We start from the raw sequence: 16,338 nt of genomic DNA on the forward strand, positions 1-16,338 counted from the left end.
GAAAATTTTACTACTTTAAGTGATAAAAATATTGAAAATTTGATACCCTATCTCTGTGCTTCAGATATGTATGTTGGAAATGACTCATTTGGTTCACACATTACTTCTCAATCTGGAAAAAAAAGTATTGTGATGCTTCTAGATGCACCTAGAGCATATACAGACTATAGTCAAAATTATTATCGAATGATACCAAATGGATTTACTATTGATGAAATTGCTCATGGAACTAACGCTGATCCAAACCTAATAACTGTAGAGGAAGTTATCAAAACTATAAATCGATTTAGAAATTAACTTAAATTATTCAACAATATGTCTTTTGCTTCATTTACTATTGATGAAAGTCTTGCAGTTTCAGGCGATATATCGGGATGTATTTTTTTTTGTATCCTAATATAAGCTTTATTGATCTCATTCTTAGTTAATGTTTTAGATGGATCTAGATTAAGTATTTTGTATGCCTCAGAAACTGACATAGATGAGTTATTAACTGCATTTTTATTTTTAAATGAAAATCTTTGAGAATTTCTTAAAGTTTGTATTAGCCTAAATAATGAGATTAATTGAAATAATGAGAGTCCTTTGAGTTTCAATAAAGCTAAACTTATGATTGTTAATGGTAAAGATAGTAAAAATTTTCCACCCACAGCAAATAAAATGGCTAAAATGACTAATCCCACAAACAAGAATAATCTTAAACCTTGGGATATTTTTTTTGAGGCAATATTAGCAAAAAATTTAAGTAAAAAATATAAGCTAATCAAAAATAACACTGTATAAATTATAATATTCATATATTTCCTCTAATAATGAAAATACCATATCTAAAAAAAAAGATAGAGTTAAAATCTTGTCATGATGTTACATGGGAAGATAATTACAGCTGGATACATCAGCAGAATATCTTAGAGGTTTTAAAAGATAAATCTAAACTAGATCCAGAGGTAAAAGAGTATCTGGATGAAGAAAATTCTTATGCAGAGCACCATTTAAAAGATACTAAAAATATTCAAAAAAAATTATTTGATGAAATTAAAGGAAGGATAAAATTAGATGATGAGTCTCTTCCATATAAAGATCATACTTACGAATATTGGACTAAAACAACAACCATTGGTAATTATTCAATTAAACTTAGAAAAAAAATTAATACAGATGATATTGAAGAAATTTGGAACGGTGATAAAGAAAAAAAGAAGTTAAATACTGAATATTTTGGTGTTGGTGATTTAGAGGTAAGCAACAATGATAGATACCTTGGCTACTCATTAGATATTAAAGGATCTGAATATTACACAATTTTCATAAGAGATATTGAGTCAAATAAAATTATCTCAAAAGAAATATCTGAAACATCAGGAGGTATTACTTTTAGCCTAGATGATAAATATGTTTTTTATTCAAAACTTGATGAAAATCATAGAGCAAGAAAAATTTATAGACATGAGATAGGAAACTTAAAAGATGAGGACAGATTAATCTTTGAAGAAAAAAGTGAGGCATTCACAGTAAGCATAGGCATAAGTTCGGATGAAAAGTTTTATTTTATTAATACTTCAGATCACAATACTTCTGAACAATATTATTTTAAAGTTGATGAAAAAAACCCAACACCTAAATTGATTATAAAACGAGAGAAAGGAGTTTTGTATTCCATCAATTCATGGGATGGTAAATTTTACAATCATACAAATAAAGATGCAGAAGATTTTAAAGTTGATATTTCAGATAGTCTTGATGTTCAAAATTGGAAAAATTTTATTAAATCTAAAGATGAAGTTTTAATTGGTGGTTGTACCTTTTTAAATAATTGGATTATTCGATCAGAAACCTCAAACGCACTAGATAAAATTTTTATCAAAAACATTTCTACTGGAAAAGAAGAGGAATTAATTATATCTGATGAAAAAATTTGTGTTCCTGGAATTTCTTTAACTCAAAGAGATAGAGACACTGATAATGTTTATCTTGGATATTCGTCACCCAGAACACCTTCAAGAGTATACCTTTACAATCTATTAACAAAATCTAAAAAACTTGTTAAGGAACAAGAAATTCCCTCAGGTCATAATTCAAATGATTATATTGTAGAGAGAATAGAATACAAATCACATGACGGAAGGTTAGTTCCCCTTACAATTACCAGACACAAAAAAACAAAAATTGATGGAACAGCAAATTTATTACTTTATGGATATGGTTCTTATGGCAGCTCGATGAGTCCAAACTTTTCTTCAACCAGACTAAGTTTAATTGACAGAGATATAATATGGGCAACTGCACATATTAGAGGTGGTATGGAAAAAGGAATGAAGTGGTGGAAAGAAGGAAAACTAACTAATAAAAAAAATACATTTAAAGACTATAACTTTGCTGCCAAATACTTAATTGATCACAAATACTCTTCAAAAGGAAAGATAATTGGAATGGGTGGATCTGCAGGAGGTTTATTAATGGGGGCAGTTGTCAACCAAGCCCCAGAATTATTTTTAGGAATTATTATGGCTGTCCCATTCGTTGACTCATTAACTACCAATTTAGATCACTCGCTTCCTTTAACTGTTGGAGAATTTGATGAATTTGGTAACGCTAAAGATAACAAAGAACATTTTGATTATATATTCTCTTACGCTCCATATAATAATATTAAGAAAATGGATTATCCTCACATATTAATCACTACCAGTTTAAGTGATAATAGAGTTTTATTTGATGAGCCCGCAAAATTTACTGCAAAATTACGTGACCATAAAACTGATAATAATTTACTTCTTTTAAAAACAGAAATGAATGCAGGTCATGGTGGAAAGTCTGGTAGGGATGGTGCTATTGAGGAAATTGCAATTGATTACGCATTCGCTCTAAAAATATCAAAAAAAATTTAGTGTTTTCTATCTTGAAATAACAAAACTAATTCCTAAATATAACATGTAAGTCGCCTAATGGGGCTTGCATAAAATAAACTTGCTTAACAAATAAGGAGAATATTATGACAAGTAAGGATCTATCTATATTTAACTCACTAAGACCTTTTTCAATTGGTTTTGACGACATGTTTGATCAATTTGAAAATATGCTTGATAATGGAAATTTGACTATGCAGTCAAATTATCCACCATACAACATTAGAAAAACTGGAAAAGATAACTATGCTATAGAAGTTGCTCTAGCTGGTTTTAACAAAAATGATGTAGAGGTCGAGTTCGAAGAAAATTTATTAATTGTAAGAACGAAACAAGTTAATAAGTCTGAAGAAAATAATGTAAATGGAGAAATAATTCATAAAGGTATCTCTCAAAGACAATTTGCAAGATCATTCACTATTGCTGATGATGTAAAGGTTAATGGTGCTGAACTTAAAGATGGTCTTTTAACAATATCTTGTGAAAGAATTATTCCAGAACATAAAAAGAAAAAACTTATAGAAATTAAATAAGTTGACCTTACTTGCGGGGATTAATTCCTCGCAAGTAGATATTTAGAAACAACCGTTAGACACAAATCCAATTACAATATTTTGATGATTAATTTCAAATCTTCTCTCGCAAGGAATTCCATATTTTTTTGTATTATAAATTAATTCAGAATTTCCTTTCGCATTTTTAAAATCTTCATCAGGTTTTCCTAAATCTATTTGCAAAGTGCTGACGGGTTTACTTATATACTTACTTAGTTTTTCATTCTCTTTTTCAACGATTCTATCTGTTTTTTCTTTGATAGTTTGACATCCTGCAATCATTAAAAACGTAATAGATGTAATTAAAAATATTTTAAATATTCTCATAATTTTATAGTAACGCTTCAATTATGGCATAAATATAAACTTCTGAGTTGAAATTTGTGCATAAACAACAGTTTTAAAGGGTATTTGTAAAAAGAATCAAATATCAAACTGATATTAGGAGGACAAATGCTTGAAAATTATTTCAATTATAAAAAACACAAAACAGATTTTAAAACAGAGGTAATAGCAGGAACCACAACGTTCTTAACTATGGCCTATATTATGTTTTTAAATCCATTTATCTTATCGGGAGAATTTGCCGGACCCGAAAAAGGTTTCTTTGATTTCGGCGCAGTATATACAGCTACAATATTAGCGACAGCCCTTGCATGTTTTATCATGGCTTTTTATGGAAAAACTTGGCCAATTGGTCTTGCTCCAGGAATGGGAATTAATGCTTTTGTTGCTTTTGGTGTTTGTGCTGGAATGGGATATACACCTCAAGAAGCTCTAGGCGCAGTATTAGTGGCTGGTGTATTGTTTTTAATTATATCTCTTACACCTATTAGAGCTTGGTTAATAAACTCAATTCCTAAAAGTCTAAAGTTAGGAATTGGTGCCGGTATTGGTTTATTCTTAGCAATTATTGGATTACAAATTATGGAGGTTGTAGTTGATGACCCTGTTACTCTTGTCAAACTTGGCGATTTAAGTAATCCATTAGTTTTATTAGGTTGCGCGACATTCATTTCAATTATTGTAATGGAAAAAATGAACATAAAAGGGAATATTATAATAGGAATTTTAGTATTCAGTATTATTTCATGGGCAGCAGGATTAGCTAATTTTAATGGTATAGCAAGTTCACCTCCACCAATGACTTATCTTTTTGAGTTCGATTTATCAGCAGCAATGACTGCAGGGATGTCTACAGTAATATTTACTTTATTATTTATTGATTTCTTTGATACGGCTGGAACACTAACTTCCGTTGCAAACGTTGCGGGTAAAGTAGATAAACAAGGTAAGGTTCAAGATATCAATAAGGCCATGTTATCAGACAGCGTTGGTACCGTTGCTGGAGCTATGATGGGAACAACAACTGTCACAAGTTATGTAGAATCTGGTGCTGGTGTAAAAGCTGGTGGTAAAACAGGAATGACATCTCTGGTAATTGGTTTGTTGTTTTTAGCATGTATATTTTTTGCTCCACTTGCGACTAGTTTACCAAAACAAATTGATGGGGCGGCTTTATTATTCGTTTCCGTCCTTTTTGTAAGAAACATTACTGATATTGAATGGGATGATATAGCAGAATCTGCTCCGGCTATTCTTGCAATGATTGCAATGCCACTTACCTACAGTATTAGTAACGGTATAGCTTTAGCATTTGTGTCTTATGCTTTAATTAAAATATTTACTGGTAAGTTTTCATCAACTTCTCCAGCGATATTTGTTATTGCGATATTGAGTGTTATAAGTTTCGCAGTTGCTTAAAATAAAATTTATAGGGCTAGTTTAAACTAGCCCTATGATTTAATTTCTTTTAATAATTTCTTCGATAGATAATTCTTCATAATGTTCAGTTGGTTGAACAATCCATGGGTCTGTATCCAATCTTACTGGACAAAAGTCTGGTTCAAAAGTTGAAGATTTCTTTTTCCATAAACAAGCTGTTTTAACTTCTTTAATATAATCTTTAGTTGGACTATAATTTTTTAACCATTCTATACTTTTATTTAAAGTTAAACCTGTGTCTGAAAGATCATCAACCAAAAGTACTTTGTTATAGTCCTTGTTCTCTGCTAAAGAGCTAATTTCCCTTGCAAACATTAATTGTCCTTGTTTATCCTCCATACCTTCTCCTGAATAACTTTGGATAACAATGTACGCTATTGGTAATTTTAAAATTCTTGAGAGGATATCTAATATTGGTGCAGCACCTCTCATTATTCCTACTAAAACTGTGGGCTTATATTTCTTGTGTATCTCAATTGCTAATTTCTCAACAATTTTGTTATACTCATCAAAAGTGATAATTAATTTATCTGCCATAAATTTTATTATCATAACTAAAATATTTTAAAAAGGGAGAAATCATGAAAAGCTATTGGATCAGTTTATACTTAAAAGTTGAAAATCAAGACAATTTAAAAAAATATGTAGAAGTTGTGACGCCAATAATTAAAAGCTTTGGGGGAGTGCCGCTTGTGAGAGGTGGAAAACACGAAACATTTGAAGGCGATGATTTTGTAAGAACAGTTGTATGGGAGTTTCCAAGCTATGAAAAAGCTATAGAATGCCACAATAGTAAAGAATATTTGGCTGGATGGGATATTGCTAAAGATACAACTGTTAGACATATGCAGGTAATAGAGGGATTTAGTACTGAATAGGTTCAGGATCTATACTTCTCCATAAATACCACGTTGCAACCGAACAGTAAGGTGAAAATCTTTTTTTTAATAAGCTAACAAATCTTTCTGGAGGCAAATAATTTTTATTATAATTTTTAGAGATTGCTCTAAGTAAACCAATATCTTGGATTGGCCAAATATTTGAACGATTATATGTGAATAATAAAATCATTTCTGCAGACCATCTGCCAATTTGTCTTAACTGTGAAAGATATAAAATCGCCTCCTCATCTGACATTTTAGATATTAGTCTTGGATTAAAAGTTTTATCTAAAATTTGTTTAGCCAAACTTTGAATTCCTTTTACTTTTTGTTTGCTTAACCCACAAGACTTTAATTGTATAAATGATAAATCACTTACTACTTTTGCATTAATTTTATTGTTACATTTTTTTTTAAATCTTAAGAAAACTGAATTAGCAGCGGCAACGCTAATTTGCTGACCAACAATACTTTTGCATAAAGAAAAGAAAATATCTTTTCTTGTCGTAAGAATTTTTTCAGTAGGAGATTTGTATTTTTTAATCAAAGCTCCCATTACTTTATCTTTGTTAGATAGATTTTTTTTTGCTCTTGACCAATATTTTGGTATTTTACTCATGCCTGACATTTGATGGTATTTCTTTTTTGTGATAAATTTCTCTTCTAAGAATAATCAAAGACGAGGCAATAACTAACAATGCACCTAATAATGTTCTTATTGTAGGAATCTCATCCCAAATTAAATATCCAAAGAATATTCCAAAAACTAATGCTAAATATTTTAATGGAGACACAAGAGACACTTCAGATAATTTGAAGGATTGACTGAGCCATAAATTTGCAAAACCTCCCAAAAATCCGATCATGCATAATAAAATTAAATCTTGAATATTGGGCATTACCCAACCAAATGGAATTGTAAATAAACTTACCAAGGTAATAACTATTGAAAAATTTAAAGCTATAAGCCAAACCGGTTCAGTTGTAGATAGTTGTCTAATTGTAATAGCGACGTAGGATAAACCTAGACAGAAAATAATTGGAAAAAAATAATATATGTTTAGATCATCAAAACCAGGTTCCGTTATAACGATGATTCCTATAAAACCAATTGATACGGCAAGCCATCTGTAAAATCCTACTTTTTCATTCAATAAGAATATTGAGAAGATAGTGGTAAATATAGGTGCAGCAAAAGAAATACTAACCACTGTAGCTAGTGGCAGTTTTCTTAATGCAATAAATATTGCAATTAAAGCTATCAACCCAAATATGCATCTTAAAAAATGTAATCTTGCTCTCTTAGTATAGTAAAAATTTATTATCCTATCTCTAGGCATAATAAAAAAATAAATAACTACACCAAAAAATCCCCTAAAGAACAGTACTTGGCCTAGAGGGTAATCCTCTGACCATTTGACTATTAAATCCATAAAAGAAAATGCACATACTGACATAAACATGTACAAAAAGCCTAATTGATTTTTAGTAAGCATCCGAATAATTTGTAGATTAATTTAAAGGATAAGCAATGGAAATAGCAATTTTAGCACTGGGATGTTTTTGGGGACCAGAAGTAAAATTTAGTAAACTTGACGGTGTTCTAAAGACTGAAGTAGGTTATTGCGGGGGCAACAGTAGCGAAACTGATTATAAAGAAGTTTGCACAGGATCAACAAATCATGCCGAAGTAGTAAAGTTAGAATTTGACCCTGAAATAATTTCTTATGAAAAAATTATTAAGTTTTTTTATGAAATACATGATCCTACAACACTCAACTCTCAAGGACCAGATTTTGGAACCCAATACAGAAGTGAAATTTTTTATTTAAATGAACAGCAAAAACAAATTGCAGAAAAAATTACTAATGAAGAAAATATTAAATTTTCAAAAAAGATTGTGACTAAAATTTCTTTAGTTAAAAATTATTGTCCAGCAGAAGAATATCATCAAAAATATTTAGAAAAGAGATAAAATGTCCTTGATAAACACAAATTGGCTAGAGAAAAATATTAACAAAGTAAAAATAATCGATTGTTCTTGGCATATGCCCCAAACTAAAAGGAATGGTTTTGATGAGTATCAAAAAGAGCATATTACAAATGCTATTTTTTTTGATTTAGACAAAAACTCAAAGCAGGATACAGATTTACCTCATATGTTAACTGACCTTAATTCATGGGAAAAAATCATGAGTGAATTGGGAATAAATAATAGTGATGAAATAGTAATTTATGATAATTCAGATGTAATTAGTTCTTGTAGATGTTGGTATAATTTAATTTACTTTGGTCATAATCCAAATTTGGTTCATGTATTAGATGGTGGATTTAAAAAATGGAAAATAGAAAATAGATCAGTAGATAATAATTCAATCTCTATTAAAGACTCAAACTATAAAGCTTTTGAAAAAAGAGATTTAGTGAAAAATAAAAAAGAAATAGATGAAAATATTTCTACTAATAAATTTAATGTTGTTGATGCGAGAAGCAAAGAAAGGTTTATAGGAAAAGTTGCTGAACCAAGGAAAGGATTGAGAAGTGGATCAATAAAAAATTCCTTCTGCTTACCTTTTGGAGAATTAATTAATGAGGATCATACATTTGTTAGTAAAGAAAAAATAATAGAAAAATTTAAGTCCATTAATTTTGACCCTAATAAAAATGTGGTATTTTCATGTGGTTCAGGTGTAACTGCGAGTGTATTGACACTAGCATATTCATTAATAAATGATAAATATATGCCCACAATATACGATGGCTCATGGTCTGAGTATGGAAAAAGTTAAAATATGAAAAGATCAACAAAAATTACATCCATAGTACTAATTTTCTTTTTTATCATTGCGGCCGTAATTATTGCTAGAACAATGATTGGTAATCATTTTCAAAAAAAATTTAGTAAAAGACCTCCTCCAGGAATAATCGTTAAAGTAGTTGAACAAAAATTATTTCAAAACACTATCGAAACATTTGGTACTGCTGTTCCTGTGCAAATTAAATCCTTTAATATTGAAAAATATGAAATATTAGAACCCATTAAATTTAATACAAAAGTTAAAACAGGAGATGTAATCGCAAAATTAAAGAATAGAAACATAACTACTCCTTTTGATGGAATTATTGGTAAACGAGATTTTTCAAACGATATAGATGTATCGCAAAGCTCAATTATATTAAATTTAGAGGATACATCAGTTCTATTTGTTGATGTCGATATACCAGAAACTTTTGCACCTTTTGTAAAAAAAGGTCAAACAGTAGATATAAAATTTTCTGGCAATGCTCTTAAAAAATATTCTGGAACTGTACAGTCTACTGCAAGTAGAATTGATACAAATAAAAGATCTCTACCAGTAAGAATTAAACTGAATAACCCTAACAATGAACTTTTATCTGGATCATTATTAGAAATCTCTATTAATTATAATGAAAGAAATTCGTTAAGTATTCTTGATACTAGCCTGATAATGGAAGGTGATAATGTTTATGTGTATAAGGTAGATAAAGAAAATACTGTAAAAAAAGTACCTGTAGAAATTGGCTTAAGAAAAAAAGGAATTGTAGAAATCAAATCTGGTCTTGAAGATGGTGATACGGTTGTTGCTGAAGGTTTAAAAAAAACAAGACCTAATGGCAAGATTAAACCAATTAAATATGGCTCAAAACAAAATTCATCAGGTTGGGGTAAAAAAGACAAATCAACTAAAGAGTAAAATAATAAGTGATAAGCGATTAAATGTATATAACTGAAGTTAGCATTAGAAGACCAGTTGTAGCTTGGGTACTATCTTTAATACTTATTGTGTTTGGTCTATTTGTTTATTCTGAGGTACCAGTAAGAGAATTGCCTAATGGTTTACAGCCACCTGTAGTACAAGTTAAAGTCGATTATAAATCTGCATCAGCTCCAATAATAGATCAGGAAATAACCCAAGTAATCGAAGATGTAATTGGAGGAGCTGAAGGAATCAAAAACATTGACTCTAAATCTGAAAATGGAAGAAGTAGTATCAACATAGAATTTGATACTGATATTGAGCTTGATGATGCTGCAAATGATATAAGAGAAAGAGTGGCTAGGGTAGTCGACAATCTTCCTTCTGAAGCGGATGCTCCACAAATATTAAAACAGGCAGCTGGTTTTACCACAACAATGTGGCTTTCTGTTTCATCTTCAACCTGGTCAGATTTAGAGCTTGGTGATTATGCAGATAGATATTTGGTCGACTCTTTTTCAAGTGTAAAAAATGTTGGAAGAATTCTATTAGGAGGACTTAGAGAGCTTAGTGTTAGAGTTTGGATTGACCCTATCAAATTAGCTGCAAATGATATGACTATTCAAGAGGTAGAAAATGCTCTTAGAAATGAAAATGTAAGTTTGCCTGCTGGGACTTTGGAAGCAGATAATATAGATTTAACAATTAATTTAGATAAATCTTATACTAATATTGATGAATTAAAATTTTTACCTATTAAAAGAACAAAAAATAAAATTGTAAGATTGTCAGATGTTGCAAATGTAGAATTAGGCCCTGTTTCTGAAAAAACATTATTTAAAGCACAAAGTAAAAATAATTTAAATCAAAAAACAGTTGGTATTGGAATTTATGCAAAAAGTGGTGCCTCAACAGTTGAACTTTCAAAAGAAATACAAAAAAAAATTATTGAAGTAAGAAAGACATTACCTGAAGGTTTAAAGTTAGAAGTTTCATTTAATAGAGCCACATATGTAAATGCAGCAATTAATGAAGTGTATAAAACTTTAGCAATAGCATTTATTTTGGTTGTGATAATAATTTATTTATTTTTGGGTAATATTAAAGCAGTGATCGTTCCTGCTGTTGCATTACCTGTAAGTTTAATTGCATCTTTTCTTGGAATTTATCTATTTGATCTTTCTATTAATATCTTTGTTTTACTGAGCTTTATACTTGCAATTGGAATCATAACTGATGACTCAGTCATCATGACTGATGCTATTTACAGAAAAATAGAAAATGGAGAAAATCCATTGGTTGCTGCTTACAACGGTTCAAAACAAATTACCTTTGCAATTGTTGCTACAACTTTAATTCTGCTTGCTGTTTTTATTCCATTAATATTTATTAAAGGAATATCTGGAACTTTATTTAGAGAAACTGCTATAGCTTTATCTTTTTCTATTGTCGTTTCCTCATTTGTTGCTTTGACTTTATCACCAATGCTTGCAAGTAAATTTTTGAAAAAAAAATCTAATAGTGGATTTTTTGTAAAAAAATTTAACGTTTTTTTTCAGAGTTTTTCTAACTTTTATAAAGAAACATTGAACTTCTGGATCAATAAAAAGAAAACCATAATAACTTTTATTTTTTTGATCATAGCTGGGTCTGTAGCCTTATTTATGTACACTACTAAAGAGCTTCTTCCAAAAGAAGATAGAGGTGTTTATTTGGTTATTGGTTTTACTGATGAAGGAAGTTCGTTTGATTATACGCAACAAAGAGCTCAAGATGTAGAAAAGAGATTGCTTCCATTGCTACAGGCTGAAGATAGTCCTTATAATAGATTCATAATGAGAGTTCCAGGCTTTGGAAGCTCTGCAAATTCATTTAATAGTTTTATTATTATTGCTTTACTGGATGATTGGAAAAAACGAGATAAAGATGCTTTGACAATCATGAGACAAGCTATAGGTAAGATAGTAACTGTACCTCAAACTCTAGCTTTTCCAATCTCACCTCAAGGGATAAGAGTTTCCAATTATAATAAACCAGTTCAAATGGTAATTTTAGGAGCTACTTATGAAGAATTAGAAGATATTCAAAAAGAAGTTATAAATAAGCTAAGAAGAAATAGGGGATTATCAAGAATTGAGTCAGATTATAATAGAAATAAACCTGAAGTAAAATTAGTTATCAATAAAAATAAAGCAAAAGATTTAGGAATATCCACTAGATCTATTGGTCAAACATTAGAAACTTTATATGGCGGTAAAAGAGTTACTACATTTAATAAATTAGGTAAAGAATATCCAATTATTCTTCAACAATATCTCTTTGATAGAAAAGATAAAGATAGTTTAAGCAAACTATTTGTAAGATCCAGCATAACTGGAGAATTGATCTCACTATCAAACTTAGTTGATTTAAAAGAAGAAGGGTCTGCAAAAGTACTAGCAAGATATGATAGACAAAGAGCAGTAACAATTTCTGCAAATGTAAATCCCGATTACTCATTATTTGAAGCAATTGAGTATCTGGAAAATATTATGGCCGAGGTTGCACCTAACAATCAAATTACTTGGAAAGGTGAGTCTGAGGAGGTTAAAGAAACAACAAATGAGCTCTATATAATCTTTGCTCTTGGACTATTGACTGCTTATTTAGTGATGGCAGCAACATTTAACTCTTTTATCCACCCATTTATCATTATGCTTACAGTCCCATTAGCTGTTTTTGGAGGACTGGTATTTATTTTATTTTTAAATAGTTCGATAAATATTTTTTCTCAAATCGCTTTGGTAATTTTAATTGGTATATCAACTAAAAATAGTATTCTTATTGTTGATTATGCAAATCAAATTAGAACCACTGGAAAAGAAATACAAGCCTCAGTCAAAGAAGCTTGTGAGTTAAGATTTAGACCAATTATGATGACATCTATAAGTACTATGATAGCAATGCTACCTTTGGTTATTGGAAACATTGGACCAGGCGCAGGTGAAGCCTCTAGATTGGCTGTTGGAGCAACAATACTTGGTGGAATGATAATATCAACATTCTTTACTCTTTATGTGACCCCAACGATGTACTTAACTCTTGCAAAAAATAGTAAAAGAATTGATGTTGTTGACATTGAGCTAAAAAAACAATTGTCTAAAAAATAATATATTTATTCTTATTAAATTTACTTTGACACTCTAGTAATTGTTTTTTGTAAATATGAGATTGTTTCTCTACTCTCTTAGCTAAATTAATTACTTTTTTATTATTTTTATAATTTTTATAATTTCCCCACCCTTCATGATAAGCTACATATTGCTTAAATGCATCAGTTTTAGAAATTTTCAAAATAATGCTAGATTTATTAGTGTACCAACCAATAAAATCAACACTATCCTTAAACCTAGTTCTAACAGCAAGCTTATTTCCTGTTTCTTTCTTATATTGTTCCCATGTACCATTAACAGCTTGAGAATATCCAAATGAACTTGAAGGCCTTTTGTAAGGAATGACTTTAAAAAGTTTTTGCCTAGGGGGTTTTGCAAGCCAGTCAAAATCTGACTCCATTTTAATTATAGCAATCTGCAAATAAACAGGTGTTCCCCATCTTTTTTCTGATTTATTTGCATGTTTAAACCACAAATATCTTTCATTAAATATTGAACAACTATTGGAAGTATTTGATGGTATCGAAGAACAAGCTGAAATAAAAAACAATAATATTAATAATGAATTAATTTTTAGAATTTTCATATTTTTGATAAAAAAAATTAATCATTAAAACAATTATTACCCCAAGTAAATTTCCAAATAAATCAGAAAATTCAAAACTTCTCATTGGAATAAATATATGTAATATTTCCAAAATTATAGAAAGTAATATCAGATATATATTTAAATAATTAAAGATGTTTGGATTTTTATATGTTAAAATGTTAAGTATAGTTATTAAGCTAAAAGCATATAAGTGGTTTGTAGAAACTAAAAAATCTACTGTTAATTGAGGTTGTAAATAACAATCATCATAAAGAAAGCAGCCTAACAAACTACCTGGAAATAAATACAAAACTATTAAAATAAAATTAGATAGAAAAAAAATAAATTTATATTTTGAAAAAAAAATAATCATAGAATTGTATGTTTATATTTAATAAATTAAATTAAAAGATTAACAAATGAGTTATTTAATTTTAGTAAGGCATGGTCAAAGTGTATGGAATCTTGAGAAGAAATTTACAGGATGGGTTGACGTCGATTTAACTGAAAATGGTAAATCAGAGGCTAAAAAAGCTGGTGTGCTAATAAAATCAAACAATATTAATATTAATATTTATTATTCATCTTTTCAATTGAGAGCAAAAAATACATTAAATTTAATAAAGGAAGTTTTAGATGATAAAAAACTTTCAAAAGAGGCCTGGCAATTGAATGAAAGACATTATGGGGCGCTCACAGGTTTAAACAAAGAAGAAATGAAAGTAAAACTTGGTGAAGAAAAAGTTCATCAATTTAGACGTTCGTGGGATTTGCGACCGGATCCATTAGATAAAAACAATCCTTACCATCCTCTAAATATTGATACCTACAAAAAAATACCAATTAATAAAATTCCTGACACAGAGTCTCTTAAAGATACTTATGAAAGAGTATTAGAGTTTTATAAACAAGAAATTGAAATTGAGATTTCTGATAATAATATTTTAATTTCTGCACATGGAAATTCGATTAGAGCATTATGTAAATACTTATTTAAATTAGATGAAAATCAAATATCAAAATTAGAGATCCCAACTGGAAATCCATTGTTAATAAATTTAGACAAAGAGAGGAAAATTACTGATTGTAAATACTTAGATAGTGAAAGGTCTAAAGATCTTGTAGTTTTTTAAAAGTTTCAAGATCTGTTAAATGATAAAACTCATTACTACTCTCAAATCCATATAATTCTTTTTTCTTAATTAGATCATTCCATGCATTTGTTATTGAAAAATTTTTAAATTTATAGTTAGAAAGAAATTTTTTATTTATTATTTGGCATCCTGTATAAATAAATTTTTTATTATTATTTTTTATAATTAAATTATCTTTAAGATCAAAATCACCATTCAAATTATTATCAAAACTTAATTCTTTTTTTACTAATAAAAGAATATTTTTTAATTTTTTAAAAAAAAACATCTTTTCCATCTCAATAATTTCTTTTGAATAATCTTTTTTCCATATTGTGTCTGGATTAAATATTAAAATATTATTCTCAATTGTGTGTTTCATCATATTGTTTATACCACCACCTGTATCAAGAATATTCTCTCCATCTTCAATAATTATAATTTTAGATTTAAATTTTTTATGATTTATAAAATTATGAATTTGATCTTTTAAATAAAAAGTATTTAAAATAATTTGTTGTATACCCAAACTTTCAATTAGATTAATGCAAGTTTCAAGAACTGAAATATTTTTAAATTTGATCAAAGGTTTAGGTGTATCTAGTGTTATGGGATTTAATCTTTTTCCAAATCCTGCACATAAAATAAATGCTGTATTAATTCTCATTTTACTTTGTTATAAATTTAGGGAAATTCGTTTCTAATAACAGCTTCAAATTAACTAAGTCTTTATTTTTACTTATCCTGTTATCAATCATCTTCCATGCATACGGGATAAGCTTTAAATATTTTCTTTTTTTATCTCTTTCTGCCAGTCTCATGAATATTCCAATAATTTTTAAATTTCGAAGAACAGATAAAATATCATAGTCATTCTTAAATTTATCTGCATTAATTTTTTTATTGGTCATTAAATAATAATTATAAACCTTTTCTTTAAGTGAATTAGATGTTTTATATCTAACATCATCTATTAAAGAAGCTAGATCATAGGCCTTGTTTCCAATAAGAGCATCTTGATTATCAATTAATCCGATTTGATTTTTGGAGTTTATGATTAAGTTTGAAACATGAAAATCTCTATGAACAAAAGTATCATTTTTGAAATGTAATTTTGATAATAATAGCTTAATTTCTTTATCAAATTTGGTGTTAAATATATTAACTTTTTTTTTATCTAATTTTTTTGGAACATACCAATGGTTAAATAACTTTGTCTCATCTAATAAGATTTTATTTTTATAATCTTTAATCAGATAAAATTCGTTTCTGAAATTTTTGATTTTTATATCTTTAACTAACTGAATCTTATTTAAAACATTAATTGCTTTTTTAAATATCGGATATTGATTTTTTTTATATTTTGAAAATATTTGATAAATTGTTTTTTTTCCCAAATCTTGTATTTCAATATAATTTTTTTTATAATTTTGACTTAATAGTTGAGGGGCAATTATATTATTTTTGATTAAGATTTTATTAATTGAGTCATAAATTAATAAATTTTTAGTTTTTTCTTTATTTGCAAATACAATAATTGAATTTTTTTTGGTGTTTCTATAAAATTTTCTAAAAGATGCGTCTCCTTTTATTTCCTTAAAATCTTTTGAAAATTTCAT

Annotated in this window: 18 protein-coding genes; 10 read left to right on the forward strand and 8 right to left on the reverse strand. The window is 28.5% G+C overall.

What is annotated here, in order from left to right:
• Positions 1 to 39 precede the first annotated feature (39 nt).
• Positions 40 to 297, forward strand: coding sequence for a hypothetical protein (locus tag ACIJYB_RS06440; RefSeq protein WP_435150696.1), 258 nt, complete (start codon positions 40 to 42; stop codon positions 295 to 297).
• Here the strand turns inward: ACIJYB_RS06440 and ACIJYB_RS06445 are convergent.
• Complete coding sequence (locus ACIJYB_RS06445) at positions 294 to 797, reverse strand: J domain-containing protein (RefSeq protein ID WP_435150698.1); 504 nt, start codon at positions 795 to 797, stop codon at positions 294 to 296. The genes ACIJYB_RS06440 and ACIJYB_RS06445 overlap by 4 nt on opposite strands.
• Positions 798 to 812: 15 nt before the next feature.
• Here ACIJYB_RS06445 and ACIJYB_RS06450 point away from each other — a divergent pair, with 15 nt between their 5' ends.
• Positions 813 to 2,888, forward strand: coding sequence for a S9 family peptidase (locus ACIJYB_RS06450; protein WP_435150700.1), 2,076 nt, complete (start codon positions 813 to 815; stop codon positions 2,886 to 2,888).
• Positions 2,889 to 2,992: 104 nt separating this feature from the next.
• Positions 2,993 to 3,439, forward strand: a complete 447-nt coding sequence (locus ACIJYB_RS06455; RefSeq protein WP_435150701.1) for an Hsp20 family protein — start codon at positions 2,993 to 2,995, stop codon at positions 3,437 to 3,439.
• Between the two features lie 42 nt (positions 3,440 to 3,481).
• Here the strand turns inward: ACIJYB_RS06455 and ACIJYB_RS06460 are convergent, their stop codons facing one another.
• Complete coding sequence (locus tag ACIJYB_RS06460) at positions 3,482 to 3,787, reverse strand: hypothetical protein (protein ID WP_435150702.1); 306 nt, start codon at positions 3,785 to 3,787, stop codon at positions 3,482 to 3,484.
• Positions 3,788 to 3,913: 126 nt separating this feature from the next.
• Here ACIJYB_RS06460 and ACIJYB_RS06465 point away from each other — a divergent pair, with 126 nt between their 5' ends.
• Positions 3,914 to 5,224, forward strand: a complete 1,311-nt coding sequence (locus ACIJYB_RS06465) for an NCS2 family permease (RefSeq protein ID WP_435150704.1) — start codon at positions 3,914 to 3,916, stop codon at positions 5,222 to 5,224.
• Between the two features lie 39 nt (positions 5,225 to 5,263).
• Here ACIJYB_RS06465 and ACIJYB_RS06470 read toward each other — a convergent pair whose 3' ends face one another.
• Positions 5,264 to 5,797 carry a phosphoribosyltransferase gene (locus ACIJYB_RS06470; protein ID WP_435150706.1) on the reverse strand — a complete coding sequence of 178 codons (534 nt, stop codon included), beginning with the start codon at positions 5,795 to 5,797 and terminating at the stop codon, positions 5,264 to 5,266.
• 29 nt (positions 5,798 to 5,826) lie between these two features.
• On the opposite strand from ACIJYB_RS06470, the gene ACIJYB_RS06475 reads away from it, so the two are divergent.
• Entirely contained in the window at positions 5,827 to 6,123 is a 297-nt protein-coding gene (locus ACIJYB_RS06475; RefSeq protein ID WP_435150707.1) for a DUF1330 domain-containing protein, read from the forward strand.
• Here ACIJYB_RS06475 and ACIJYB_RS06480 read toward each other — a convergent pair.
• Positions 6,110 to 6,745: a DNA-3-methyladenine glycosylase family protein gene (locus ACIJYB_RS06480; protein ID WP_435085647.1), complete on the reverse strand. Its 636-nt coding sequence runs from the start codon at positions 6,743 to 6,745 to the stop codon at positions 6,110 to 6,112. The genes ACIJYB_RS06475 and ACIJYB_RS06480 overlap by 14 nt on opposite strands.
• The gene (locus tag ACIJYB_RS06485) at positions 6,738 to 7,622 is read right to left on the reverse strand and encodes a DMT family transporter (protein WP_435150709.1); all 885 of its coding nucleotides are present in this window, start codon (positions 7,620 to 7,622) and stop codon (positions 6,738 to 6,740) included. The genes ACIJYB_RS06480 and ACIJYB_RS06485 overlap by 8 nt, the downstream gene beginning before the upstream one ends.
• Before the next feature lie 35 nt (positions 7,623 to 7,657).
• Between ACIJYB_RS06485 and msrA the strand changes: the two genes are divergently transcribed.
• Genes msrA through ACIJYB_RS06505 form a run of 4 tightly spaced genes read left to right on the forward strand, consistent with a single transcriptional unit; the run spans position 7,658 to position 12,994 of the window.
• Positions 7,658 to 8,101 (forward strand): peptide-methionine (S)-S-oxide reductase MsrA, encoded by a 444-nt coding sequence (gene msrA, locus ACIJYB_RS06490; protein ID WP_435150711.1) that lies wholly within the window; start codon positions 7,658 to 7,660, stop codon positions 8,099 to 8,101.
• Position 8,102: 1 nt separating this feature from the next.
• The gene (locus ACIJYB_RS06495) at positions 8,103 to 8,915 is read left to right on the forward strand and encodes a sulfurtransferase (RefSeq protein ID WP_435150712.1); all 813 of its coding nucleotides are present in this window, start codon (positions 8,103 to 8,105) and stop codon (positions 8,913 to 8,915) included.
• 3 nt (positions 8,916 to 8,918) lie between these two features.
• Positions 8,919 to 9,842 (forward strand): efflux RND transporter periplasmic adaptor subunit, encoded by a 924-nt coding sequence (locus ACIJYB_RS06500; RefSeq protein WP_435150714.1) that lies wholly within the window; start codon positions 8,919 to 8,921, stop codon positions 9,840 to 9,842.
• Between the two features lie 23 nt (positions 9,843 to 9,865).
• A complete protein-coding gene (locus tag ACIJYB_RS06505; RefSeq protein ID WP_435150716.1) occupies positions 9,866 to 12,994 on the forward strand; it encodes an efflux RND transporter permease subunit in 3,129 nt (1,042 codons plus the stop codon).
• Here the strand turns inward: ACIJYB_RS06505 and ACIJYB_RS06510 are convergent.
• Entirely contained in the window at positions 12,984 to 13,583 is a 600-nt protein-coding gene (locus ACIJYB_RS06510; RefSeq protein ID WP_435150718.1) for a lytic transglycosylase, read from the reverse strand. The two genes, ACIJYB_RS06505 and ACIJYB_RS06510, sit on opposite strands and share 11 nt — an antisense overlap.
• A 422-nt stretch (positions 13,584 to 14,005) precedes the next feature.
• Here ACIJYB_RS06510 and ACIJYB_RS06515 point away from each other — a divergent pair, with 422 nt between their 5' ends.
• Positions 14,006 to 14,719 (forward strand): 2,3-bisphosphoglycerate-dependent phosphoglycerate mutase, encoded by a 714-nt coding sequence (locus ACIJYB_RS06515; protein ID WP_435150719.1) that lies wholly within the window; start codon positions 14,006 to 14,008, stop codon positions 14,717 to 14,719.
• Here the strand turns inward: ACIJYB_RS06515 and ACIJYB_RS06520 are convergent.
• Together ACIJYB_RS06520 and ACIJYB_RS06525 are read right to left on the reverse strand one after the other, a co-directional pair.
• A complete protein-coding gene (locus ACIJYB_RS06520; RefSeq protein ID WP_435150720.1) occupies positions 14,697 to 15,386 on the reverse strand; it encodes a sugar phosphate nucleotidyltransferase in 690 nt (229 codons plus the stop codon). The genes ACIJYB_RS06515 and ACIJYB_RS06520 overlap by 23 nt on opposite strands.
• 1 nt (position 15,387) lies before the next feature.
• The gene (locus ACIJYB_RS06525) at positions 15,388 to 16,338 is read right to left on the reverse strand and encodes a phosphotransferase (protein ID WP_435150722.1); all 951 of its coding nucleotides are present in this window, start codon (positions 16,336 to 16,338) and stop codon (positions 15,388 to 15,390) included.

This window comes from Candidatus Pelagibacter bacterium nBUS_44, from assembly GCF_051200895.1.
Taxonomy (GTDB): domain Bacteria; phylum Pseudomonadota; class Alphaproteobacteria; order Pelagibacterales; family Pelagibacteraceae; genus Pelagibacter.